The following is a 25502-nucleotide window of genomic DNA, read 5'->3' on the forward strand; positions in this document are numbered from 1 at the left end:
GTTTTTAGTTCAATTCGAAAACCTATGGCATGAAAGCCTGATTAAGAGCTATAAGTTTTGCTCCTCTTTACTCCGCAAAAAATTAGCCTCTGCGCTACTCGCATTTCAGCACTTCATCTGTTCATAAAAAGTGACGCAACAAGCAATCAATCACGTTCCGCAACATATGCAGACAAAGTATTTAAGTTATCAATAGCAGCTCCAATGGTATTATTGAAATAGACATATACTTCTTTTTTAGCGTCAAGCCAATCTTTAATGTAATAACTGTATTCTTGCAAAAATGCATCTTCGTAAGAACCTTTATAATTCCCATCAGGACCATGAAAACGAACATAGACAAATGGCATTACGGTATCCTGTAGGTGTATACCACGACCATGTTTATCATGTATCACAGAAGCAATTCCATAGTCCTCCAACAGTTGGTATGTTTCCTCCCGATACCACGACTCATGTCTAAATTCCACACACACCCTCCAACCATTACTTTGATCATTTTTCATGATCGTCTCCAACAAATGATTTACCTGAGTGTTGTAACTCAATGAAATTGATGGCGGCAATTGTACGAGCAGGCATCCCTTCTTGTCTCCAACCGCAGCAATGACATCCATAAATTGATGCACTTCCTGAGGATCAAAACTCAATCCTTTAGCATGCGTAATGCCACGCCATAATTTAAAGGTAAAGCGAAAATCGGCAGTCACTTCTTCCGACCACCGCTGTACAGTTTCCTGACGTGGTATTTTATAAAAAGAACTATTTACCTCCAAAGAATTGAAAAGGTGACTACAAACCGTAAGCCTGCTTTTACCCTGAAAACTCTCGGGATAAAAGTTTTTGTTTTTATACGGTAATAGAATACCGCTTGTTCCAGAATAATACCATGCATCCATAACTATAAAACAAGCAATATCACAATAAGTTGTCACAAGCTAAACAGATCCATATAAAAACAGCACAACCTCAATTAAAACTGGTATTTCAAAGTCATGAAAGGTAGTTTAAGAAAGCATTAATGAACTGCAAGATGTTCCATTACAATTTGATAGGCAGACTTCTTCTTCCAAGTCGCGATCAGCCAAGAGAGAAAACAAAGGTGGAAAATATCCTGATTAGCTTTTAAGAGCTGATGAACATCCTGTTGAAATGCTGGATGAAATACAACATCAGGCTTAATCAAATATTTTTCAACGAAACTCACAAACTTCAAGACCCTTTCTTCATGGGTGCTTGCAAGATATGCACTATACCTACGCTTAAAACTATTCAATCTCGACATAGCAAGATCCAGATGTTCAAACTGTGCATGGATCAAGATTTCCATTAGATTCTTTCGGATCGTCCAGAGCATACCCATTTTCTTTTCGTACCATTGATCTGTATGTTGAAACATGGCCAGCTGCCGCAGACAATTTTTATCCTGCCGCAAAGACAAGAACATGGTCAGACAGATCCTCAGATCTTCCACATCCTCCTGCTTATACTTTTGGGTTGCACCTGTCAACATGTGCTGCAACAGCAAAATAGCTTTTCCATCATTTCCTGTAAAATAAAGATTGAGTGCTGACATTAATTGTTGCCTTGCATAAAATTGAACGCTATAAACGCTTTTGCCATCCATGCAGAGTTGCATTTCTGCAATATATTTATCACTCTGAGCAAAATCTTTATTACGGAAATGAAAATTGGCTAAAAAATAGAGTACATAAAGATGATAAAACAACTGCTGCTCATTAGTTTTCGTTTGCTTCTTCAAAAAATGATGAATACGCTTGATATAGCGTTCTATAAAACGATAATCATGATAAATAGCGGCATACTCATTTGCAATAAAAAGAATCTGATAGATTGACTTATAAGTCATGAGATCACTGACAGCGATTTGATATTTACGAATAGTCGTCATCATCAGTGTTGTCAGATTAACAACTTTACCATTCAGATTCACATCCCGCAGTTCTTGCCGTAAGAAGGCATAAGCGAGATTTAATTTTGTCTCACGTTGCATATGCTGCTGATTAGTCACTAAACGGGCGGTCAACAGTTCAAGGTTTTCAGCAGCTGCACTATGTGCATATTGTATCTTCAGCAGCAAAACATCGTTCAATAGGTTATATTCCTCTAATTTTACGGCTAGCTGTTCTGCCTTTGCCAAAGACTTGAAAGCCGTTTTATCCAAATTGTTTTCCAATAAGTAACGGCTTACGACGATCAGACGCATCACTTCAGCAGATTGACTACTGTTCCTTTCAAATATTTTCTGTGAAAGAAACAATAGCAGGTTATCCTGCAGTCTCTTACGTAAAGCATGATAAGAATATCTATTTTTAGCTTTTTTATACAGCTTATCTAAACCATTTATATCATCAGTATTTATCAAATCAAATAAGATAATATTCCGGACATCATCTCGCTTATTTCTTTTTTGTAAAAATAACCTAAAAGCCTTTTTATCATCATCTAATAACAAATTTACCAATGCAGAAAGTGTATCCATACAATTTTAATTTGATAATAAATATACGCATCATTGACAACTTATATCGTCAGTATTTAACAATAATTCATTTGTGCAATACTCACTTACATCAGACATTTGCTATCAGTAAAACACTAAAAACTACAAATATGGAACCGCTAAAAAACAAAACTGAGGAGCATGCTCCACTTACAAAACATGATGAAAAAGTAAAAAACCCATTTAAACCCACAGGTGCTTTTATCGGTGCATCTTGGTTTGCCTTACTTACAGGGACAGTGGGATTCTGTATAGGTTTATGGAATGCCACGATGGAACTCAACGAAAAAGGATATTACTTCACCATCCTACTCTTTGGATTATTTGCCGTGATCTCGGTGCAAAAAAGTGTGAGAGATCGATCTGAAGGTATTGTCGTGACCGACCTTTATTATGGATTAAGTTGGTTTGCTACCATAGCTGCTATGATCCTACTCACTGTAGGTCTATGGAATGCAGATTTATTGCTTAGTGAAAAAGGATTTTATGCCATGTCATTTTGCTTAAGTATGTTTTCAGCTATTGCTGTTCAAAAAAATACCCGCGACGCCAAGATGTTTGAGGAAAACGAACTGTAACTTAGCGGTTGCCACCCGCAGAGTATTGCTCAGCAATCCTGCGGGTTTATGTCATCAACTCAGTAGATATTCATTAATTATTCATTATTTTAGCCTGTTCAAAAAATCGGACACAACATGAGATGTTAAAAAAAAGGAATACATCAACTGATAAATACTGCTAAATAAGGACTGATGATCAACTTACTGACAAACACAGCACGAACTGCCATCCTGATCTGGATCTGCACCTTCATCCAGATATATTGGTCCATGGGTGTACTGACAGATAACACATCAAGCGGATGTTTGGACTGTAGCTTCTTTCATGATGCTTTTTTCATTTCTTTATTTTCCACTCTGATTTTGACTGTTCTATTTGTACTGCTGGATCTCATCAAGAAAAATAGCGTCAAGGTCGCAGCAAAATGGATATTATTAATGGCTGGATGGTTTTTCTGGGATTACACGATTTTTGTGGATCGCGAATCTTCTTGGAGCACTTATGATTTAAAAGCCGAAATCTATTGTACGCTGTATACTTCGGTCATACCGATCATCATCTTATCGACCATTACACTAATCATTCTTCATGTTGATCTTGTGTTATCGAAATTAAAAAAGTAAAGACATATCATCTTATTGGCCTTTTCTGAACTTGTTTCTCCAGCTATAACAAGAACCAAACTCAATCACTTATCTTATTAGTAGCCAATATTCCCTAAACGGAATCAGTGCAACCCAAAAAACTCAGAAAAGGCGATACCTTTCAAAATTTTATCAGGTTATTTGATTGCGTTTACAAGCAAATTTATCTATGTTTGATTTTTCTAAAACAGCCCGATCGACAACCATCCAGATGGAAGTATCATCAAAAAGCCCGTACACATGAAAAGACTTTACATATGTTTCCTTTTTTCTTTACTCTGTTTTACCGCCCTTAACCCACTGTCGGCGCAAGAGATAGACTCCGTAGATGCAAAAGAACTCGGATTGAGCTCCCTATTAAACGGTATTAGACAACAGCAGATCAACGATTCCTTAGAGCGCGTGAAGCTTCAAAATGAGATTACCAATCTAAAGACTCAAAACAGCACTAAAAAAGAAAATCTCAAACAGCAATTGAATAATTTGGATGAAGAAAATCTCATCCGCAACCAACAGGCAAAGCTTAAAGTCGATTCCATTAAGAAAAATACCAAAGGCTATGCCGTTGCTCCTTTTCAGGATACCCTTTTTTACGTTTACAATAAACTAGGTTCATCTTTAGCAAAAGACCGTGCTGCCAACGTGGTCAATCGTATTCATAATCTGTACGAAGATGACTTTGTTCGTGTTGATTCCTTTAAGATAGAAAACAATGAAATCAGCTCCGATATTGTATACAAAGATTTGATCATTACTTCAATTACAGAACTCGATGCCCTATTGGAAGGGAAAAGCAAAGAAGAAGTAGCCAACCAATATTTAAAAAGCATTCAACAAGCCATTTCCCAAGAAAAAGAAGAAAACAGCATCACCAAAGTAATGATCCGTATCGGACTTATTATCCTCATTTTATTTGTATTTTATCTTTTAATTCTGTTGATCAACAGAATTAAAAATTACAGCATTCAACGGATCATGACCGAGCGTACCCAACGGATCAAGGATGTAAAAATTAAAAACTATGTCCTGATCAGTTCCGTTCAGAAAACACGCATACTCATCAGCAGCATCGACATGTTGCGCTGGATATTGATCGTTGTGATGGCTTTTATCATGCTACCTATTATATTCAGTGTATTTCCGTTTACACAAAGCTGGGCAAACAGTTTAATAGGCCTTTTCACCAAACCCTTAAAAAAAGCAATCTTAGCGATCTGGGCTTATATCCCCAATCTGATTACGGTATTTGTGATCCTATTTGTCATGCGCTATGCGGTACGTTTTGTGAAGTATATTTTCACTGAAATCGATAAAGGAAAATTAGAGATCAATGGTTTTCACCGAGAATTTGCCATGCCCACTTTTACCATTGTCCGCTTTCTATTACAGGCTTTCACACTCGTTCTCATATTTCCCTATCTACCAGGATCAAACTCCGATATTTTCAAAGGTATATCGGTATTTATCGGGGTATTGTTTTCGTTAGGATCTTCATCTGCGATATCCAACATTATTGCCGGTCTTGTTATCACTTACATGAGACCCTTCCGCATAGGAGATCGAATCACCATAGCCGATAAAACAGGAGTCGTCATTGAAAAGTCTCCACTAGTAACACGGCTTCGAACCATTAAAAACGAAGAAATTACAATCCCTAATTCATCTATATTATCGGGCAACACGGTTAACTATTCCACTTTTTCAGATCAAGGTATTTGCTTTCAAGTCGAATTATCTGTGGGATATGAAGAACCCTGGGAGCGGATCCATGAGCTATTACTGAGTATACCACCCCGCGTCGCTCGAGTCAATACAACCCCAGCTCCTTTTGTATTACAAAAGAAATTAGATGATTTTTATGTATTATATGAATTGAATGTCTACATCACCCAATCTGGGGAAATTGAGCTCGCCAAATCTGAAATATTTCAGTTGATCCTGAACGATTTCCTAGCTGCTGGTATTGAAATGAACGCCCCTCATATTTACAGTAAAGTAGACTTTGTACCACAATTTAAAGGTGGAATTGATCAGATCTAGCTAATCCATAAGCAAAATAGCATGAGATACGGCCAGTAAAAAACATAACGGACTATAGAAAAAAGTATCTTTCTGAGCGAAAACAGATTGTCGGAACCTTTTGGTAATACCGACATATTTAAAATCACCAATAAAACGGATCAGAAAGATACCAGCAATACCCCACATGGCATAATTTATATAAGAAAGCCCTATAGGCGATTCAATCATTCCTCCAAAAATCAAGTTGGTGACCGCAAACATAAACAATCCTGCGGCTACGACAAAAGTACCAAAACGACTGGGAGTAAAGACGCGCTTCCCATTCAACTTGGTTGGAATTGTTGCTGCGATACCCACTTGGCCATTACAGACCCAATATAAATGCATCAATGCCAGAAATAAGAAAATAACACTATTCGCTATTGATAATATGTAATCCATCCGTTCATTTTTATTTTAATTCAATAATAGGTATACTTAAAACAAGATCAAAGATTCTCCATCGCAATCATCGGTCACTTCGGGTAAAACGACAGCTTTGTGACAATCATTCAGATATGTCACCTTTCTGGGGTATTTACTGACATATGAATTGATCAGCTGCATCATATAATGATTACCATAATAACGCTTTAAACTCGAGCGGATATCTTCCATTGAGGCTAGCTGTGCATCGTGATCGAGATAACCCATGGCGTAAAAATTACCCTGTTCCACCCAGACGTAACTCTTTTCATCCAACGTTCTACCTTTGTCCACGATTACAAAAGTCTGCTGCTGACCCAAAAGATGATCGACCGCCAAATCAACTTGCGCATTATGCGCTTCGATATTAGGAAGAGAGACATCAGTCTCTTTAATTCTATTGGCGTACGGCGTATCAGATGCCGCAAACATACACATGCGCGGATCCAATTCAAAGTTGATCATCAACTGGCGTAAGACATGAATTCCTTCATATTCCACATTAAAGGTTTGCAAACATGGACAATGCTTTTTCAATTTCCCGACAGCAAGGTAGTGATATCCATTTTGTGCTTCATATCTAAACAAACCAAATTTTGGTTCAAAACGTTTTAAAGCACGATTATACGCCGGCCATAGCCTTTTTATTTCAGTACATTCGAGCAATAAGGCCATCAATTCGGTCGCACAGACTTCAAAAGTGATATGGTAAATTTCCTTTAAGAAATGTTGTCTTTGCTTATGGATACTATGTCCTGTAAAATGAGAAGCGACACGTTTTTTAAGATGAACTGCCTTTCCTACATAAATGACCTTACCCTGCTGATTCAAAAAATAATAAACCCCGGGCTCTGCTGGAAGCGCTTCAAAATCCTCGATAGCAAGATTAGGAGGAAAACGTTGGTACGTTGAAGTTTTTTTCAGCATCTCCTCCAGCACTCTTTCATGGTCTGATTCTAGAAGAGATGCAAATAATAAAGCAGTTGCTTCAGCATCACCACCAGCACGGTGACGATTGGAAATTGGAATGCCTAAATCATCACACAGCTTGCCTAAACTGTAGGATGGAAAACCAGGTTTGATTTTTCGGCTCAACCTGACAGTACACAATTTTCTAGCCCCCCATTTAAAACCCTCCTCTTCCAATTGATGACGAATAAAGGAGTAATCAAAATTGACATTATGAGCAACAAATATGCGCCCCTCAAGCAGATCAAATACGTGCTGGGCAATATCACCAAATACCGGAGCATTTGCGACCAGATCATTATCAATACCCGTCAATGCAAAAATCGCCAGTGGAATATCCTGCTCAGGATTGATCAATGATTCCCAACGCTCGACAACATGATGACCATCGTGTATCAAAATAGCAATTTCTGTCATTCGGCTACTTCGCGCATGTCCGCCCGTAGTTTCGATATCGACAATGGCGTATTCCATATTTTTAAATTTATTCACCTTCATCCAATTAAATGAGTTGACACGGTATGAATCCCCTATTATTCCACTATAAGAAAGAGATCTCCTTCAACGCATCTCTCTACCTTATAACGCTAAACCCAATCCAATATTTCTCAATATTTTACACTATATTTGTTTCCATTAGAAACAATCATATGTTTCTAATAATAACAAATGAAAGATAAAGAACCAAAAATATTTTTCACTAATAACCTCAAGTTCCTTCGTGAGCGTAAAAAAGTGAGTCAGACGGTACTTGCAGATGCCATCAATGTAACGCGCACCAAACTTGCGCTGATCGAAATTGGAAAAACCAAGGCGATGGAACCGCATTTCCTATTGTCCATATCCAATTATTTTAAGATCAGCTTAGATACCTTATTGACGGTCGATATCAGTAAACTTGGAGAATTGAAAATTCGCGATCTACAGGCCGGAAATGATATCTATATCAAAGGTGGAAATTTACGAGTACTTGCCATCACTGTCGACAAGACGGATCATGAAAATGCAGATTACGTACCCTTACAAGGAAAGGCAGGATATATCACAGGAGGATATGCAGACCCGCTCTATCTAGCTGAACTTCCAAAATATCAGATCCCAAATCTTCCTAAACATCGCACCTATCGCACCTTTCCCATCCATGGGGATTCCATGTTGCCTTTTCCACAAAAAATGGATGTCACGGGTAAGTTTATCGAAAACTGGGATCAGGTTAAGCCCGAAACATTGGCCGTCGTCGTCCTCAAGGGGCAAGATATTGTCTTCAAATCCATCAGCATACTCGAAGGCGGCTTTTTACAGTGTCGATCATTAAATCAGATTTACGAAGTCTTTTCCATCCCCTTTGAACAGGTATTAGAAGTATGGGAATTCCATAGCTATCACACTACATCCTTGCCAGAAACACCAACAGTCATAGAATCCGTGCTGCAAAGTTTAGAAGAAATTAAAGATCTCATCACCAATAAGAATTAAAGAAAAATACGGGTTCAGATACAAAATCTGACTTCACCCGAAAAGTTAAACAACGTTCATTTTTAATTTAGATGGATATGCCCGATATTTTATCGGGCATATCCATCTAAATTGCACTTTCGGCATTACGTTTTTTTAGACCATACCAATTCAACTGCTTCTGTGATGCCTTGCATCGTTATACTGTGCAACATTACAAATAGCAAGGATCAATGTGATATAAATTTAGGGTGAATTAAATTTTCAATTGAATAGATTTCTTCCCATTTCGCCTGCGTGATCAACTTCCGTTCGATCACCACGATTTCATAGATGGACTTTCCTGTTTTCAAGGCCTCTTTCGCGATCAAAGAACATTCTTCGTAACCTAAGATCGGATTTAATTGCGTGACAATTCCTATACTTTGCATCACCAGATTTTTACTATGCTCCACATTCGCCGTGATTCCGACCACACATTTATCCTTCAATGTACGGCAAGCCTTAGTCAAATACTGTAAAGACGTAAACAGCGCCATCCCTATTACAGGTTCCATCACATTTAGTTGCAATTGCCCAGCCTCTGCTGCCATCGTCACGGTAAGATCAGCACCTATCACATAATAGCAAGTCTGATTCATCACTTCGGGGATCACAGGATTAACCTTTCCAGGCATGATGGAAGAACCTGGCTGCATAGCAGGTAAGTTGATTTCATTGAGACCACATCGCGGTCCGCTACTCAGCAAACGGAGGTCATTGCATATTTTACTCAATTTTATGGCATTTCGCTTCAGGGTGCCACTCAATTGCACCAGTGCTCCCGTGTCATAGGTCGCCTCTATTAAATCGGCAGCAAGGGTCACCGGTACCTCACTGATCTCTGCCAGATACTTGACACAAAGTTGCGCATAACCTTCAGGAGCATTTACACCCGTACCGATGGCCGTAGCTCCCATATTCACTTCCGTGATCAACAGTGAAGCTTCCCGCATGCGCAAAACATCTTCACCTAAAGTCGTTGCAAAAGCATTAAATTCTTGACCAAGAGTCATTGGAACTGCATCCTGCAATTGCGTACGTCCCATTTTTAAAATGCCATCAAATTCTCTTCCTTTATCAAAAAAAGCCGCTTGCAATTCTTCCAAAGCAACAGAAAAGGAGGCAATTTTTAAGTATACCGCAATTCGAAAAGCAGTAGGATAAGCATCATTGGTACTCTGTGATAAATTGACATCGTTGTTGGGATGCAAGTAAATATATTCTCCCTTTTTATGCCCCAAGTATTCCAGTCCTAGATTAGCAATCACTTCATTGGCATTCATATTGGTAGAAGTACCTGCTCCCCCCTGTATCAGATCACTGATAAACTGATCCGTAAATTCACCTGCGATCAAACGGTCACAAGCATAAGCGATCGCTTCCGCTTTTTTGGGATCCAAAATTCCCAGATCCCGGTTTGCCAAAGCCGCCGCCTTCTTTACATAACCAAATGCCTTGATAAAAAGAGGTTCACTACCGATTGGGATTCCGGTAATATCGAAATTCTCCTTGGCGCGCAATGTCTGTACACCATAATAGCAATCGTTGCTAATTTCCTTTTCTCCTAAAAAATCATGTTCAATTCGAGATGATGTCATCATATATTGTATTTTTTATATTAAATCGCAGATTCACGGATTAGAAATAGAGCCGTTTCCCTCTTAGTTGTGTATTTAGCTACCATTTCTGTTTCAGATATCTAATCCATAGAGTCGTACAGGTAGCAGTGCTTCGATCGAGCACTGCTACTTTTGTAAAACCCTTGTGTAGCACAAAATGTTTTATGAAAATCAAAATTATAAAGCATATACCTGATGCAAACCAGATTAATCAAAAGTAGCCCGATGTCAACCACAAAAACAAACTTTTCAGTTGAGCAGCTAAGGTCTATTACGCGTATTCATTTCCCTTAATCAGAGTAAAAAATCACTCTTAGATTATCCATCCATTCTAACAATACTCTGATATCCATATGGCAAAGAAAAATGCCACAGCATTGTCAACAAATACTTCAAATAAATATTTTTTTATATTGCACACAATATAATTGCAGATAACTTGTTATATTTGTAGCGCAAACAAAAATGATATGAAAGATCTTTTAAAGTTGGACAACCAGCTCTGTTTTCCGCTCTATGCATTGAGTCGTGAAATCATACAGCGTTACCGCCCTCATCTTGATGAGATCGGACTCACCTATCCACAATACCTTGTATTGATGGTGCTGTGGGAAAATGATAAGCAGACAGTCAACCAGATCGGACACAAATTATTGTTGGATAGTGGTACACTGACTCCCTTACTAAAGCGTCTGGAGCAAAAGGAGATTGTCCTGAGACAACGCAGTACGGTAGATGAGCGAGTCGTTGAAATTTCCTTAACAACTATAGGGATTGAGTTAAAGAAAAAAGCAAAATGCATCCCAGAGAAATTAATTCAAGAACTGGAAATAACACAAGAAGAAATTGACTCTATACGCAGCATAGCGGACAAAATATTAAAATTAAAATAACAACAAGTAGTAAAAGCCTGAATCGTTGATTGTGACTCCATGCCCATCAACATCTACGGAAAAAACATCTTTTCCACAGATCAAAAACAATTGGAGTCGCATTTCAGATTAGGGTTAACACCTTTTAAAATTAAAAACAATGACATTAATAGCAGATCTACAGTGGCGTCATGCTGCAAAAGCATATGACCCGACCAAAAAAGTAAGTAAAGAGGATATCGAAAAAATTGTAGAAGCAGCCCGTTTAGCACCAACATCATCGGGACTTCAGCCTTTTCGAATAATAGTTGTCGAAAACCAAGAAATACGTGAGCAATTAATGGCTGGAGCATTAAATCCAGAATGTATGCGCGACTGTTCACATGTACTGGTATTCGCCGCTTGGGATCAATATACAGATGAGCGTATCGATAGCATTTACAACCGTACTACCGAAGAGCGGGATCTACCAGCTGGACGTTTCAATAGCTATACCGACATGATCAAAAAGCTATATGCTTCACAAACTGCAGAAGAACATTTTATACACACTTCAAAGCAGTCTTATATTGGACTGGGTCTTGCCTTGGCACAAGCTGCTGAATTGCGAGTAGACAGCACTCCAGCAGAAGGTTTTGACAACCAAGTGATCGATAAAGTACTTGACTTAGCTAGTCTAGGTTTAAAAAGTGTATCATTGATGTATGTTGGATACCGAGACGAAGAAAAAGATTGGTTAGCACCCATGAAAAAAGTAAGAAATCCATTAGAAGAATTTGCAATTTATAGATAATATCTCACGTTGCAGGTAAACGAATGACAGTCTTTGACCGTTAATCGACTACTGCAACCCCGATAAATTAAAGGGTCTAACGTTTCAATTGCGCCGATAAAGTAAAACATTTATTAAGAGCAGTTCGTTACGCTAGACCCTTGTTGTTCAATGATGACTTGATTGAGAAATTGAGAACCAACGTTATTGTTATATGTAGTTATCTTCCGCAAGTGGATCAGTTTGATTATTTTTCGTGTAAAATTGCTGTCATTTCCAAGCTCAACATTGGAAAGGAAAGAAAACATCTTTTAGCTTTATTGTTCTTATTAAAAATTCTCATATTAGGGATCAAATCATGGAAAAACAAGTAAACGCAGATGAATTTGTAGAACGTTTTATGTTTGGTAGTTTAGACCACCTCAAATATATGCGTTCACCGGTAAAGATCTTTCGACTTAGCGAAATTGCACCCTATATTAAATTTCCAACTCCCCCCATTTTTCTAGGTTACAATTTACTAGTACACATTACCGAAGGCTATTTCAAGCACCAGATTGGTCCGAAGGAATATGTTGTCCAAGCGCCTGCTATCCTAATGAGTAACTATGGAAATATATCGGTGATCAAATCGGTAGACAAATCTGCCAAAGGACACTGTATATTGGTCAATGATGCCGCGATGACTTCCATATTCCGAGAGCAAGAAATCTTAAATATTTTTAATATTTCACCGTTGCATAACCTTTCCGCGGAGGATGATCATGACCTGCATCAACTCTTTAGGCTCCTTTACAAAGAACTTCACACCGCATCGCCGTATAAAGAGTTGTTTGAGAGTCTTTTAAAATCGGCATTATTAAAGATTATCAAGCTTTCTGCCACCAACAAGATGCTCAATCGTAGTCAAGAGATTGCCATGATGTTTAAACAGCTTGTCCACAAAAATTTTTTAAAACAGAAGGAGATTGGATTTTATGCCGATAAGCTCGCCGTATCCCCTAATTACTTAAACAGGTGTGTATCCACCGTATTTAAAAAATCATCCAAAGAGCTTATTCTAGAAGTATTGGTCATGCATAGCCAGTTGCTGCTATTCGAATCAACAAAAAGCATAGCCGACATTTGTTACGAATTAGACTTCTCCGATCCGTCCTATTTTTCGCGAATCTTTAAGAAAATTGTAGGCATGTCGCCAACCTCTTATCGAAATGAATCCAAATAGATTTTATTGACATATGCACGATTTGTCCTATTATTTATACTAAACAATACACATGGGTTACGTTTTTAGGCTTATTTTTGTAGAAAGCGATGGTCGATATGCAGTCAGTTTTCAACAAAATTTATGCTACTCCCCAAAAAAAATATTTTTTGGATTCAGGAATTTCGTTACCTTACCTATGTTCTTACTTTTCATCTGAAAATTTAAGAGACGGTGAACAACTAGCGTTTCTGCATATGCCCTTTCGTAATTGTTCATCATTTAATTCTATATTTCAAGATGCTTAACTTTTTAGAACAATCAACCATGACCCAAGATTTCGATATTTTCATATCCACTTTTAAGGAAAGATTATCCAGTCTATTTAATCACGAATACGATTACAATAAGCTAAGTCTATCGCGCGATTTGCCACCTGATTTTTTGAGCAAGATCATGGATATGACTCCCCTTTCGGTTGCTATTCCAGAAATCCATGGTGGCCGTGGTGTTCACGTAAAAGAATGTTTAGGTGTTCTTGCAGCTGCATCCTATGAGTCGTTATCCCTATCGCTCATATTTGGTATCAATATCGCTTTATTCCTTGAACCACTAGCAAAATATGGTAATCTTTCTGTTCAGGAAAAAGTATTCAAGCGATTTTTGGAAGATAAGGCAATGGGTGGTCTAATGATCACAGAGCCTGACTTTGGTAGTGATGCGCTCAATATGCGTACCTCTTACGTACAACAAGATGATGCTTACCATATTCAAGGACAAAAGCATTGGCAAGGCCTGACGGGAGCCGCTGACTATTGGTTGGTTACCGCACGCAAGAAAAATGAAAATGGCGAACTGACGCGCGACATCGATTTCTTCTTAACCGAAGACGCACTTGAAGAACAAAAGATTATCGTCGAAAAACGTTACAATAGTTTAGGTCTGTATGCCATTCCTTATGGGCTGAATCATATTGATATCCAAGTCCCATCGGCACAGCGTTTAACGCCAGAAAGTACCGGTATCAAATTAATGTTGGATACGTTGCACCGTAGTAGGCTTCAGTTCCCAGGCATGGGTATGGGTTTTATCAAGCGTATGCTGGACGAAGCGATGCAGCACTGTCAGGAAAGACGCGTGACAGGTATGCGTTTAAATGAAATGGATACTGTAAAATTCCAATTATCACGTTTACAAGCAGCGTTCACACTCTGTTCGGCCATGTGTGCGTACAGTACCTCCGTCAGTTCAATCAGTCATGACCTTTCCAGCCATGGAGTTGATGCCAATAGCGTAAAAGCATTTGTGACCGATTTGATGCAAGAATCATCACAAATATGTTTGCAGTTGTCAGGAGCAAATGGATATCGATTAGACCACATTGCTGGTCGAGGCGTCGTAGACAGCAGACCTTTCCAGATTTTTGAAGGATCCAATGAAATGCTATACACGCAGATTGCAGAAGCCATCGCAAAATTAATGCGAAAAGGAAAAGAGAATAACCTGTTGTCCTTCTTAAAACAATATAAAGGAACAGTATTAGCTGCGCCATTCTTTTCCGAAATCTTAAACTTCAATCTTCCGGATCAACCCAAACAACGCGAAATGATGACCATAGGAAGGATCATATCACGTGTCGTTTGTTTTCAATACGTTTTATTGATAAACAATGCCGGATTTAACGATAAGATGACAGAGATCACCCGCCAGCATATCCATATGGATATATCGATGTTTGTCGGACAGTTAAACAGCAACAATACGGCAGATCCATTAATGGATTATGAAGAAAATGCCGATTGGATGAAGTTCACATCGCTATAATTTTAACGTATTTATATTTCAATGGCTGCAAAATAATCCGAACTATTTTGCAGCCATTTGCATTCCAGCACATCGAGTAGCGATCGCCATAACATACAGATCCTTTGATACGATAATCTATCTACTTGTCTTAAAAATAAGAATTTTATAAAAAGATTTAATTTGATAAGATAAGATAAAAAAGTGATGACGACACTATTTAAAAAATAGCTATTATTAAAGCTTAAAGGCATTAAATCAGTTGTTTTTAAACTCTAACATGTATAATAAAAAAATTAAATAGAAATAATTTCAAATTTTCCGGTTTCCCGTAAAATCCCTTGTAAGGGAAATTTTATCTTTGTTATATTCACATTTGAGGTAGATGGGAATTTTTATTTACACAGTTTTCAACTGACTATGGCTTTCCCCAAAAAAGTGATAGTTGCTGCAAACACATTGATTAATCGGTTAGTTGGTTTATCAAGAAAAAGGGTTAGCATACAGATCGTAGGCTGACCCTTTTTCAATTTAAAGATACATTTCACATAAATACAACATCAAAATAGGATATATCGCAGTCATTTGCTTAAATTTAAACAGGATATAAAAAGAGAATAAGCGTTTCTTTTTCATTACCATTAAAAAACTCCTGTTTATGTTGAAAAAAATTATTTTGGCTGGCCTTTTTACGTGCAGCATTCATTTTTTAGCCCTTTCCCAATCTCATGAACTCCGATTAGGTATTAACGCTGGTTTTTCCAATTTCACAGGATCCGGCAGTGCAGCCCTCAGTAGCTTGAATGGCACAGACAAACAAAGTTATTACACCAACAATCCATTTGGCAAAAAATATGGAATCAATATTGGTGGCGCCATTAATTATCGCTATGTATTTAGCAGTAATTTTCTATTAGGTATCGAAGGATCTTTGGAACGTTTACAAACTAAAATAAATTTAGAGGGCAACGACTTTTTAAACAATAGCCGCGGCATGACCAAATTAAATCAGCAATTTTTAAATTTCAACCCTTTCTTTGGTTATCGCGTGCTTTTCGAGCCGATGACGATGGATATCCAATTGGGTGTAGATCTGGCCAAAACAATGAGCATAAAAGAAAAAGGAAGCGTCGAAGATAAACAAGGTAATATAACAGAATTTGAGCACGACAGAGGTACTGATTTAATGAAAGTAGACGTCAGACCCCGATTGCAATTTAATGTCAATTACGATCGCTATACCGTATTCACAGGATACTCTTGGGGTACCAAAGATTATACATCCGGCATGGATGGTAGGTCAGCCCAACCAGCCCGATTGAATGTCTTTCGATTTGGTATCCAATATCAATTGATCAAACCATCGATCCGTTAATCCAGATCAAACAAACTTTTTAATACCCATATAAAATCCTCCATGCTATTCAAAGAGATGGAGAATTTTGTATGGGCATACGTTCCATCCATTAGATCAGCCCGATATCTTTCGAATAAGCAATAAGCTGTTCATTTTTTGAAAACTCCAATACTTCTTTCATCAAGCTGAGACGCTTCTCCACACTGCTCAATCCCGAAGGTTTGACTTGTTGCTGTTGCAAATAAAATGGGATTTCTTTTTGGCGAACACCTTGTGACAATAGCGAAATAATATGGATATCCAGTGTACTAAATTCGTGAGAATTCTTTTCGCGAATCGACTGTTTAATTTCAGGAGATTGATACGATTTATCCTGCTGTGCAGCATGTAGTGCCTCCTTGAGATATTGTGCATCTCGTCGTGCTTTACGTACATAGCCATTAATCGCTCGATTTTTAAACAGTTCATCGATGACCGCAGTGCGGCTTTCAGCAGACAAAACAATGATTTTCAAACTAGGCTGTAAAAGTTTGACCGCCTGAATGAGTTCAATACCACCTGTTAAACGTTGCGGATTGTGATCCGCTTCAAAAATAAGATCCGTGATCAACAGATCATAAGGTTCACCATCTCTTAATGCGTTTTTAATCCAAGTCCATGCATCATCACAATAATAAACATATTTAGCCTCTTGAATCCCAAGTTCTTGGAGAGTTTTTTGAACCGAAATATTAGCTATTTCATGATCTTCGGCTATGAGTACTTTTTTAAACATACATTTTACATCTTTTATAGAATAGGGATCGAAATTTCAATTTTTAATCCCTTTTCTGCTTGAGTTACAAAGGTAATCTTGCCATTTAAATTGAAAATACGGTTTCCCGTACTGGTGAGACCGTTGCCTTTGACCTGCGAATCGGACATCCCAATTCCATTATCGCTGTAAAAAACACGTAATAAATCATTGTCCCAATCAAAGCGTATGACCACATTTGTTGCTTGACTATGTTTGCGCATGTTCACCATCAATTCCTGCAAGACATGATGGATCTGTTCTTTGGTATCGACATCGATGCGTCCCCATTTTTCAGCATCATTACCCGCAATAATCACCTTTCGGTTTTCGGTCACAAAAGACTTTAGCAATTCAGCGATTTGGGTATGATCATCCTGTTGTTCTGGTTTCTTTACTTCGGTTTCGTACGAAATATCACGTGATTTCTCATACATCATTTCCAATCGGTCGAGTATACCATCCCGATCGATATCCTCCCTATTTTCAATCTCCGTCATAACCCGATACAATCCATTGGCCACCACATCATGAATTTTTCTGGAGATATTAAGCTGATTTTCCTTGATTCTATTTTGAGCTTCCAGTTGAAGACGCTCTTTACGTCTTTTGTACCACAATGCTCCTCCCACAACTAACAGGACACATAACATAGAAACAGCACCGATCCACATGCGCTGGCGGCTGATATTATAAGCTTTCTCGGCATTATCTTTTTGAAGGCTTAGATTATCAGCTTTATTCTTTTCCACTTCATAACGAATCATGGTAAACTGATTTTTCGCAGCAAGACGTGTCTTTTGTATACTATCGTTTAAGGTATTATAAATCTCAAAATAATATTTCGAAGAATCGTTGGGACTTAACTTAATTAGCTTTTTTAACGCCCTAATTTGATCATCGGGACTTTTTATTTTTTTAGAGATATCATACCTTTTTTTTGCAAAGATAAGAGCTGAATCAGGTTTTTCTTTTTCGTAATAATCAGTAATAAAAGCTAGACTTGCATTTTGACCCCAAAAATCCTTTTCTTTTTCTCTGATTTTCAGCGAGATGAAAAATTCGTGAATAGCTGGATAAGTTGGATCTTGCTGCCATTTAATACGCGCAAGATTTGCTAGTACACGTGCATATTCAGCAGGGTTTTTATGCGTTCCCCTTATAATGTCAGTATAGATTTTTTGAGCTTCTTCTAATTTTTTATTATTGAGAAGACTAAATGCTAAATTATTACGATAAACCAATGTGTTTTGCGGATCATCCGAATATTTAATTGCCTGTTCATAAAATAAAATAGCACGTGGATAATCTCTCAGGTCATCTGTAGCCAGGCCAAGGGCATTATAATTCATGCTCAAGAAAGAATGATGTTCAGTTTTGTGTTCGTCAAGAAAAGGGATTGCCTGCAGTGCAGTTTCCTGAGAACCAAAATAATCACCTTGTTCCTGCTGGGTAATAGCCATATTGATCAAGCATTTTGCAACATGTAAACTATCACCCTGTTCTAAAAAAACCTGTTTTGCGGCATTAAAATAATAAAAAGAACTATCTGCATGTCCATTCTCTAAATGCTCAAAAGCTTTATCATAAGCAGGGTTATCAATAGGCATCTCCTTTTGAAGAGGTTCTTGCCTACAAGAAATAAAAATGACGAAGTATAAATATAAACTAAAGCGTTTCAACAAGGTAGCTATTTTGCTCTAAAATATCGAAATTTTACTGGAAAAACAACCCATGCCTAAAAAACAAAATAAGGCAACATTTGGTTGCCTTATTTTCACTTATAATGACACCTCTTACTTACCAGGACGAATTGGTCCTTTTACACCTCCATCACCGTCAGTGGCAGTGTCTTCCGTTTGTATACTGTACATCGTTTGGTCGTTACTTGTATTGCTATTGGAAGGATTTCCAAATAAAAGTGCTAAAATGAAATACCACATGTTTCAAAAAATTAAAAGTCAAAAACCTGGTAGTCCCGCGAGCTTCGTGCTCGGGGTTACTACAATGTTTTCAGAAGGCCTTCTGAATTTTTCGGGAAGTCTGTGAGTGGCTATCGCGGGAGCTTATAACTGCTTCCCAAACCGGTTAAAAACTACCGCGATAGTTACTCGTTCAAAATCTATTCGTCACTTTCCTGGAAAGGACTAGTTGATTGATCAACTGATTTCGAAATCAAATTTATAGCACTTAAAATTCTAACTATCAGACAATTCCAATATTTCCACATATTCCGCAACTATTCCAAAAATTCCGATTATTCCATGTGTAAAAAGCTCATAAATGATCTTGAATTTTACGGAAAACCGTAAAATCAGACCATATCGTTGGTTTAATTTTGAACAATGTTTGAATTTGAAGAATTTAAAAAAGAGGTTATTGGAACCTATAGAGACATGCTATTGCGACATGAATTGGATACTCGATTAGAGCATCCGACGCCAGGCAATTTGAGAAATTTAAGCCTCAAATTGTATGCAAATGGATTGTCGAAAGAAGATATCCAAGTATTTCAAGATTTCTTTAATCCTACGAATAAGTATGCTGATCTTGAAACGGGCATTCGTCGTTTTGAATTGGATAAATTGAAGCCACTTAAGAACTTTATGATGGCCAAGACAAGCAATCCAGATGAAAATATTGTCAAACTATTGGCTATACTGATCCAATTTTCGTCAAGACCATTTCATAAATGGCGTCAATTACGTCATCAAAAAAAAACAGTTCTTCCAAAAGATCTAGAACATATAGAAAACCAGAATATTACAATTAAAACAGAGGGAAAATATGAAGGAATAGGGTGTCAACAAGTTGGTATGAAGGAGAGTGGAATGGTCGGAATCGACAATCGTATAGATGAGAATCAGGACATTCAACAACATCTTGATGAAAAACAGAGTAAAGAAGGAGCAGGCAACAAGAGTAAAGAAAAGGGCATTCAAGATAGCCTAATCCAAAATTCCAATTTTAAAAATCAACATTCCAAAACACACTTTAAAAATAGATATAGAGGAGAAGAAATCTTTGCCGAAATAAAGAAAGAAAAAAGGTTAGAAAATAGATGGACTGGAATACAGCAACATGTATTATATACAAAAAAGGAAGGATCGAACAAAAATAGTAGCTCTGGTCTTCATCAAAAAAAGACACGATCATCATCCAACATATATCCAAAAGAAGATTGGATATTCCCTCAGGATAGTTTCTTCATGATCAGAACCCCTATTGCAACAAAGGAAAAAAAAAGTAATACCATAAGTCTTAATTTCCAATGGAAACATCTTTGTTATCTATTGGGATTTACATTATGTATGATTTTACTATGCATAACCACATATTTTTTAACATCAAGGCTGCGCATGTGTTGGATTGAAGTCCAGTATGTGACTTCTGACTATCCCTATTATGATAAGCAACAAGAAATTCCTTTCCTTGACCAAGGTCAATTCAGTTATTTTAAAAAAATAATAGCACCTCCCCAGACCTCAGCTACAACTGGTAGCAATCGGATTTCAGATCCTAAATCGACGGCTAGTATTATAGCAGGCCATTCAACAGCTCTCCCTCCCATAGCAGTACAGGACTCGATAAAACCGACACCCCATTATGTCATCTTACTCTATGCCGATGAAAATCATACAGAAGCAAGTATCCGAAAAAAGTTCAGAAGTGATCCATCAACATTATTAAATAAGTAAAGCCACATTTCTCAACGTGACTTTACCAAACATATATGATTAATTTAACAGTAAACTAGCCGATTTCAAACCGGCATAAAAATGAATAGACCGATTTGTGCAACTGAAATTTTGGTCATGATCAGATATCTTTCCTGTTGTCATTGGAGTCGATATCGATCAGTTTATTATACGGATCAATACCTACCTGAGCAGGCAATCCATCGACCACCAGTGTAACCTTATTATTGATCTGATCAATCTTATGTTTCCTCAGATACAATTCAGGAGACGGATTTCCTCCCTGCTTTTTCGCTTTCGAAAAAACTCCGATCTCGATATAATCGCTTAGTGGCAAAGACTGTACGGTCTCTTGATCTGATTTTTTAAATGAGATGGATTTGATTCCTGGGTCATGATAACTTTTCTTTCCATTCTCATCCACACGATATTTGGCAACCTCAAATTCAATATCGACCTGATACTTACCATTTTTCATTTTTTTAGCAGTAACTTTTTCAACCTTATTATTATATAAAGTGATGGTCTCAAACATATCTTTAATCAAGTACTGCAATGAATCGGGGGTCACTTGTTTAAAATGCTCCACAAACTCCAATGATGTTGTATAGGGTGGGTTTTGAAAAGTCGTATGTTCCAGATAGGTTTTAGCAGTCTTATTGAAAACATCCTCACCCAGATAATCACTTAAAGCATACAGCACCAAGGAACCCTTCTGGTAATGGATATACATTTGATTTTCATTGAACATGAGCGGCCTCTCGCCCAATTTCTCAGCGCTTCGCCCTGTTAGATAACCGTCCAATGCATCTTTCAGAAATTTGCGCATCTGTCCCTTACCATAACGTTTTTCCAACACTTTCAACGACGAATACTCCGACATGCTTTCCGATAGCAATGTAGCTCCCTGTACATTCGCACCTACAACTTGATGTGCCCACCATTGATGTGCGATCTCATGCGCGGTTACCGCATAAGGATAATCTACCGCATCTTGGTTTTTCTCCTTTACATCGGCGATAAACCCGATTGCTTCAGAAAAAGGAATGGTATTGGCAAATGACTGCGCAAAGGTTCCATCGGTACGTGGAAATTCGACAATACGCAACTGACGATGCGGATAAGCACTGTATTCTTGGCTATAATAAGCCAGAGATGCCTTACTGGATGCCATCATGCGGTCCAGATTAAACGTATGTCCTTTATGATAATACACTTCCAGATTCACGCCATTCCAGTTGCCTTTCTTTACTTCATATCGCGCAGAATTAAAGGCGTAGAAATTGAGAATTTCCGTATCCATCTTGTAGTGATAATATTTACGTCCATCCTTTTCCCATTCCTTAGTCAGGTAACCCGGTGCGATGGCCAACTGATCCAAATCCGTACTCACGATAGCCTCAAAACGAATCCAATCGGCATCATTCGAAATATAATTATTTTGCAACGCTTTCTGATCTGTTGGTGGTGCCATCCGATTTCGATGGGGCAGTCCGTATTTCTTTCGGATATCGTTCTCGACCAATTCCCCTCTATCCAAATATCCAATATTCGGGAATTGCATATTGTTGATAAAAGTACCATTGCCTTTGACTGGAGATCGTTCATTCACCCAAGTATTGAGCGGACTTTGGGTACTGAAATTCAAAGTAATGGAATCACCTGGAGCAAGCGGTTGCTGTAATTTATAGATGTTAAAATTGTACTTATCATCTTCCGAAACCAAGGTATTGGGCACATTAAACGAGAACTTGTAATCATAATCATTATAATTAACAAAAATCGAATCAATGGCTACCCCGGTCTTATTTTTCAATATATAAGCTACCTGTGCCTTAAAGCTTCGCTCTTTTGGGTAGATATCCATATTAAATTTAACATCCACAACCCTAGGCTGTGGCCGGTATTGATATTTTTTATATTTCTTTTCCCATTCAACAGCCTGTTTTTCATGATCTAAACTGGTATAATACGGTTTTTTAATATTATTTTCATAATATATACCAGCTCCCATAACGATAAATCCGACAAGACTGACCGTGATTATCGCAGTAATAGTAGGATTTAAATTACTTTTAAGGATCAGCCATCTTTCCTTAATTCCTGAGAACAAACCTCTTCGCCATAGTAACAACGAAATCGTCAAGAAGAAAACCGAAAATAAAAGCCAATATACCCTATAGGTCAAGAACGGCAACACATACCCGAACCCATCCATATCCGAATAATCAATCCCAGGTCCCTGGTTAAATTTGTAAATATTCTGTTCCACTCCCATTGCCGAAAGAAAAGGCAATGCGATAAACAAGAGCAAGAGCACAAAAAATCCCGTCAGATAATTTTTGAACAAAGTATGGACAAACACAGAGACAAACAGCCAAGCTATATTGGAGAGCATGCCATACACCATGAGGTTCATCACATATTGTCCGATCTCAAAAGTATAATACCCATGATATACCTGAAAGGCCATACAAGTCACGATAACAACCAGTAACAAGACCAGCTGCATTTTGATAATAGCAATTAAAGTTGATAAAAGTAAAACCCAGTTCGGGACAGGACTCGCATCAATCAATCCCCCCATACGGCTAATGCTCCCTCGATGAATCAGCAAACCTGTAAACAGGAAAGTCAATATCAACAGAAAAAACTTAAATGTGGATCCAGGTATCATCAGCATTTTCCAAGTAACAGGATAAGTCGATGTTCCCGAAATAGAACCGACGGTACTTGCCATTAAGATAACAAAGAGGATCCCTACCAATGTCAAAATCATAAATACAGGATTTTTGACAATGTAACTGAAGTTGTATCTCGCCAATGCCCATGAAGTTTTAAAATAGTGAAAAGCTGAAAAATTATATTTCACCACCGGAAGATCCATTCTAAAAATACTTTCAAAATTATTTTTAGTCACGCGTTTACCAATTTTACTCGTTTTAAATGTAAAAGCTTGTTGAGAAAACGAAAAGAACAAGTAAAAACCACCAATAAAAAGTGAAGATACGGCTAGCCATATCAATCGGTTATAGATCACCGCTCCAGTAAAAGGAAGATTTCGGATATCTTTTTCTGCTGGAGACCAGTATTGTGTATAGTAGGAAATGGCACTATCCCCAAATGGATCGATCAATGCACCAAGGTATCGATTATCCATATCAGCTGTAGTACTGTGAACCACCGCTTGCAGCAGGAGTAAAATCAGTACCGCAACAAAACCCACATATACATTTCTAGTCAGTGTCACCAATACAAAAATAGTGGAACTGAAAATTATCAGGTTGGGGATGACCTGAATAAGATAGGTCTGAAAATAGGCAAATACATGTACCGGACCCAATAAATTTTGGTTAATACCGGGAACATACTGCGCAACTATAATCCCTAGTGTAGAAGCCAATACGATGATTAAGACTACTGAAAGTGAACCAAAAAATTTACCGAGTAAATAATCAGTCTTGGTAAAGGGATAGCTAAACAGAATGCTATGCACATTGTATTGAAAGTCCCGATAGACAGAAGCTCCCACAATGGTTGGGATCAGAAAATAAATTAGATTAGACATCCCGTTGATCATTTCGCTGATCGCCAGAGGTGAGTTCATGATTGTATTGGAAGATGTTGTCGCGGTAATACCATCAAAGATACCAAGTGCAGACAGCATGATGAACAGTGCTAGCACAAAGAACAGCAACATGTAGATATAGATGGTACTATTCTTAAACCAGCGGGTGAACTCAAATTTAAAAATAGTGCTAAACATGGTGTTGATCTTTTTTAAGGGCGACAAAATAAACATCTTCCAGTTGTCCATCAGCAGGAACAAAAGATTCATCAGGACATAAATCGTTATACACGCGGATATTTAAGGTATTATCCTGATTATAGTTGGTTGATATCACATTATATTTTTGGGTGTACTCATCCAGTTGTTCCCGCGTGATGATACGTACCCAAATCTTACCGGACAGTTTATCTATGGTTTCTTTCGGAGTTCCCCTTAATAAGATCTTCCCTCCATTCAGGATGGCCATTTCATGACACAATTCACGTACATCATCTACGATATGCGTAGAAAATATAACCGTATGATCCGTGCCGATCTCGCGCAATACATTGAGAAAACGGTGTCTTTCTGCAGGATCAAGTCCAGCAGTAGGTTCATCCACAATAATCAATTTGGGATCGTTCAACAGCAGTTGCGCAATACCAAATCGTTGCTTCATTCCGCCGGAGTATCCACTTACACTTTTATGGCGCACATCCCACAGATTGGTCACTTCAAGAACACGGTTTATGATTTTTTGGCGGTCAGCACCTGAAGAAATACCCTTAAGACGAGCAAAATATTGTAATAGATCTACAGCCGAAAGTTTGGGATAGACTCCAAATTCTTGCGGTAGGTAGCCCAGTACTTTTCTCAAGTCCATCTGATTTTTCAGCACATCAATCTGGTCAAAGGTAATGGTACCACTATCCGGTCTTTGAAGTGTCGCGATAGTTCGCATTAAAGAAGATTTACCAGCTCCATTTGGCCCTAAGAGACCAAACATACCTGGTTTAATTTCAAGAGTGACATCATCTAAGGCTTTTACACCATTCGGATAGATTTTACTGAGGTTTGTTATAGATAAATTCATAAATAAGTTAACTGATAATAATCGATTAGTCGATTGAATAAAAAAAATGTTACAACAAT

At 37.9% G+C, this 25502-nt stretch carries 20 protein-coding genes; 10 read left to right on the plus strand and 10 right to left on the minus strand.

Annotated elements, in window-relative coordinates; genetic code table 11:
• Positions 1-146: 146 nt before the first annotated feature.
• Positions 147-899, minus strand: coding sequence for a DUF72 domain-containing protein (locus tag AC06G9_RS15510; protein ID WP_480956647.1), 753 nt, complete (start codon positions 897-899; stop codon positions 147-149).
• A 119-nt stretch (positions 900-1018) separates the two neighbouring features.
• On the minus strand, positions 1019-2503 hold the full coding sequence (locus AC06G9_RS15515; protein ID WP_480956648.1) for a hypothetical protein: 1485 nt from the start codon (positions 2501-2503) through the stop codon (positions 1019-1021).
• A gap of 131 nt (positions 2504-2634) precedes the next feature.
• Between AC06G9_RS15515 and yiaA the strand changes: the two genes are divergently transcribed.
• From yiaA to AC06G9_RS15530, 3 genes are all read left to right on the plus strand, one after another.
• Entirely contained in the window at positions 2635-3102 is a 468-nt protein-coding gene (gene yiaA, locus AC06G9_RS15520) for an inner membrane protein YiaA (RefSeq protein WP_045754864.1), read from the plus strand.
• 174 nt (positions 3103-3276) lie between these two features.
• On the plus strand, positions 3277-3708 hold the full coding sequence (locus AC06G9_RS15525; RefSeq protein WP_480956649.1) for a hypothetical protein: 432 nt from the start codon (positions 3277-3279) through the stop codon (positions 3706-3708).
• Between the two features lie 261 nt (positions 3709-3969).
• A complete protein-coding gene (locus AC06G9_RS15530; RefSeq protein ID WP_293927192.1) occupies positions 3970-5769 on the plus strand; it encodes a mechanosensitive ion channel family protein in 1800 nt (599 codons plus the stop codon).
• Here AC06G9_RS15530 and AC06G9_RS15535 read toward each other — a convergent pair whose 3' ends face one another.
• Together AC06G9_RS15535 and AC06G9_RS15540 are read right to left on the minus strand one after the other, a co-directional pair.
• On the minus strand, positions 5770-6192 hold the full coding sequence (locus tag AC06G9_RS15535; protein ID WP_248753098.1) for a DUF3995 domain-containing protein: 423 nt from the start codon (positions 6190-6192) through the stop codon (positions 5770-5772).
• Between the two features lie 36 nt (positions 6193-6228).
• Positions 6229-7659, minus strand: coding sequence for an exonuclease domain-containing protein (locus AC06G9_RS15540; protein ID WP_480956650.1), 1431 nt, complete (start codon positions 7657-7659; stop codon positions 6229-6231).
• A 195-nt stretch (positions 7660-7854) separates the two neighbouring features.
• Here AC06G9_RS15540 and AC06G9_RS15545 point away from each other — a divergent pair, with 195 nt between their 5' ends.
• A complete protein-coding gene (locus tag AC06G9_RS15545) occupies positions 7855-8661 on the plus strand; it encodes a helix-turn-helix domain-containing protein (protein WP_045754869.1) in 807 nt (268 codons plus the stop codon).
• Positions 8662-8870: 209 nt separating this feature from the next.
• Here the strand turns inward: AC06G9_RS15545 and aspA are convergent, their stop codons facing one another.
• Positions 8871-10283, minus strand: coding sequence for an aspartate ammonia-lyase (gene aspA / locus AC06G9_RS15550; RefSeq protein WP_480956651.1), 1413 nt, complete (start codon positions 10281-10283; stop codon positions 8871-8873).
• A gap of 488 nt (positions 10284-10771) precedes the next feature.
• On the opposite strand from aspA, the gene AC06G9_RS15555 reads away from it, so the two are divergent.
• The 5 genes from AC06G9_RS15555 to AC06G9_RS15575 all read left to right on the plus strand — a co-directional run bounded on the left by AC06G9_RS15555 (position 10772) and on the right by AC06G9_RS15575 (position 16327).
• Positions 10772-11194, plus strand: a complete 423-nt coding sequence (locus tag AC06G9_RS15555; RefSeq protein ID WP_248753093.1) for a MarR family winged helix-turn-helix transcriptional regulator — start codon at positions 10772-10774, stop codon at positions 11192-11194.
• 139 nt (positions 11195-11333) lie between these two features.
• Complete coding sequence (locus tag AC06G9_RS15560; protein WP_480956652.1) at positions 11334-11966, plus strand: NAD(P)H-dependent oxidoreductase; 633 nt, start codon at positions 11334-11336, stop codon at positions 11964-11966.
• A gap of 337 nt (positions 11967-12303) precedes the next feature.
• Entirely contained in the window at positions 12304-13170 is an 867-nt protein-coding gene (locus tag AC06G9_RS15565; protein WP_248753092.1) for a helix-turn-helix domain-containing protein, read from the plus strand.
• Positions 13171-13449: 279 nt separating this feature from the next.
• Positions 13450-14973, plus strand: a complete 1524-nt coding sequence (locus AC06G9_RS15570; RefSeq protein ID WP_480956653.1) for an acyl-CoA dehydrogenase family protein — start codon at positions 13450-13452, stop codon at positions 14971-14973.
• A 637-nt stretch (positions 14974-15610) separates the two neighbouring features.
• Positions 15611-16327: an outer membrane beta-barrel protein gene (locus tag AC06G9_RS15575; RefSeq protein WP_045754875.1), complete on the plus strand. Its 717-nt coding sequence runs from the start codon at positions 15611-15613 to the stop codon at positions 16325-16327.
• A gap of 91 nt (positions 16328-16418) precedes the next feature.
• Here AC06G9_RS15575 and AC06G9_RS15580 read toward each other — a convergent pair whose 3' ends face one another.
• The 3 genes from AC06G9_RS15580 to AC06G9_RS15590 all read right to left on the minus strand — a co-directional run bounded on the left by AC06G9_RS15580 (position 16419) and on the right by AC06G9_RS15590 (position 19045).
• Positions 16419-17084 (minus strand): response regulator, encoded by a 666-nt coding sequence (locus tag AC06G9_RS15580; RefSeq protein ID WP_293927167.1) that lies wholly within the window; start codon positions 17082-17084, stop codon positions 16419-16421.
• A 14-nt stretch (positions 17085-17098) separates the two neighbouring features.
• On the minus strand, positions 17099-18712 hold the full coding sequence (locus AC06G9_RS15585) for a tetratricopeptide repeat-containing sensor histidine kinase (protein ID WP_480956654.1): 1614 nt from the start codon (positions 18710-18712) through the stop codon (positions 17099-17101).
• A gap of 186 nt (positions 18713-18898) precedes the next feature.
• A complete protein-coding gene (locus AC06G9_RS15590; protein WP_480956655.1) occupies positions 18899-19045 on the minus strand; it encodes a hypothetical protein in 147 nt (48 codons plus the stop codon).
• A 402-nt stretch (positions 19046-19447) separates the two neighbouring features.
• Here AC06G9_RS15590 and AC06G9_RS15595 point away from each other — a divergent pair, with 402 nt between their 5' ends.
• Positions 19448-20800 carry a hypothetical protein gene (locus AC06G9_RS15595; protein WP_480956656.1) on the plus strand — a complete coding sequence of 451 codons (1353 nt, stop codon included), beginning with the start codon at positions 19448-19450 and terminating at the stop codon, positions 20798-20800.
• 121 nt (positions 20801-20921) lie between these two features.
• Here AC06G9_RS15595 and AC06G9_RS15600 read toward each other — a convergent pair whose 3' ends face one another.
• A complete protein-coding gene (locus AC06G9_RS15600; protein ID WP_480956657.1) occupies positions 20922-24566 on the minus strand; it encodes an ABC transporter permease/M1 family aminopeptidase in 3645 nt (1214 codons plus the stop codon).
• Positions 24559-25443 (minus strand): ABC transporter ATP-binding protein, encoded by an 885-nt coding sequence (locus AC06G9_RS15605; protein WP_480956658.1) that lies wholly within the window; start codon positions 25441-25443, stop codon positions 24559-24561. Before AC06G9_RS15605 ends, AC06G9_RS15600 begins: the two co-directional genes overlap by 8 nt.
• Between the last annotated feature and the right edge of the window lie 59 nt (positions 25444-25502).

The organism is Sphingobacterium sp. MAE (assembly GCF_056711605.1).

Bases quoted from the DNA above. Each gene is read 5' to 3' on its own strand.
- AC06G9_RS15555 (WP_248753093.1), top strand. From the start codon at position 10,772: ATGAAAGATCTTTTAAAGTTGGACAACCAGCTCTGTTTTCCGCTCTAT.
- yiaA (WP_045754864.1), top strand. From the start codon at position 2,635: ATGGAACCGCTAAAAAACAAAACTGAGGAGCATGCTCCACTTACAAAA.
- AC06G9_RS15530 (WP_293927192.1), top strand. From the start codon at position 3,970: ATGAAAAGACTTTACATATGTTTCCTTTTTTCTTTACTCTGTTTTACC.
- AC06G9_RS15600 (WP_480956657.1), bottom strand. From the start codon at position 24,566: ATGTTTAGCACTATTTTTAAATTTGAGTTCACCCGCTGGTTTAAGAAT.
- AC06G9_RS15590 (WP_480956655.1), bottom strand. From the start codon at position 19,045: ATGTGGTATTTCATTTTAGCACTTTTATTTGGAAATCCTTCCAATAGC.
- AC06G9_RS15565 (WP_248753092.1), top strand. From the start codon at position 12,304: ATGGAAAAACAAGTAAACGCAGATGAATTTGTAGAACGTTTTATGTTT.
- AC06G9_RS15515 (WP_480956648.1), bottom strand. From the start codon at position 2,503: ATGGATACACTTTCTGCATTGGTAAATTTGTTATTAGATGATGATAAA.
- AC06G9_RS15595 (WP_480956656.1), top strand. From the start codon at position 19,448: ATGTTTGAATTTGAAGAATTTAAAAAAGAGGTTATTGGAACCTATAGA.
- AC06G9_RS15535 (WP_248753098.1), bottom strand. From the start codon at position 6,192: ATGGATTACATATTATCAATAGCGAATAGTGTTATTTTCTTATTTCTG.
- aspA (WP_480956651.1), bottom strand. From the start codon at position 10,283: ATGATGACATCATCTCGAATTGAACATGATTTTTTAGGAGAAAAGGAA.
- AC06G9_RS15575 (WP_045754875.1), top strand. From the start codon at position 15,611: ATGTTGAAAAAAATTATTTTGGCTGGCCTTTTTACGTGCAGCATTCAT.
- AC06G9_RS15545 (WP_045754869.1), top strand. From the start codon at position 7,855: ATGAAAGATAAAGAACCAAAAATATTTTTCACTAATAACCTCAAGTTC.
- AC06G9_RS15570 (WP_480956653.1), top strand. From the start codon at position 13,450: ATGCTTAACTTTTTAGAACAATCAACCATGACCCAAGATTTCGATATT.
- AC06G9_RS15560 (WP_480956652.1), top strand. From the start codon at position 11,334: ATGACATTAATAGCAGATCTACAGTGGCGTCATGCTGCAAAAGCATAT.
- AC06G9_RS15540 (WP_480956650.1), bottom strand. From the start codon at position 7,659: ATGGAATACGCCATTGTCGATATCGAAACTACGGGCGGACATGCGCGA.
- AC06G9_RS15605 (WP_480956658.1), bottom strand. From the start codon at position 25,443: ATGAATTTATCTATAACAAACCTCAGTAAAATCTATCCGAATGGTGTA.
- AC06G9_RS15510 (WP_480956647.1), bottom strand. From the start codon at position 899: ATGGATGCATGGTATTATTCTGGAACAAGCGGTATTCTATTACCGTAT.
- AC06G9_RS15525 (WP_480956649.1), top strand. From the start codon at position 3,277: ATGATCAACTTACTGACAAACACAGCACGAACTGCCATCCTGATCTGG.
- AC06G9_RS15580 (WP_293927167.1), bottom strand. From the start codon at position 17,084: ATGTTTAAAAAAGTACTCATAGCCGAAGATCATGAAATAGCTAATATT.
- AC06G9_RS15585 (WP_480956654.1), bottom strand. From the start codon at position 18,712: ATGCCTATTGATAACCCTGCTTATGATAAAGCTTTTGAGCATTTAGAG.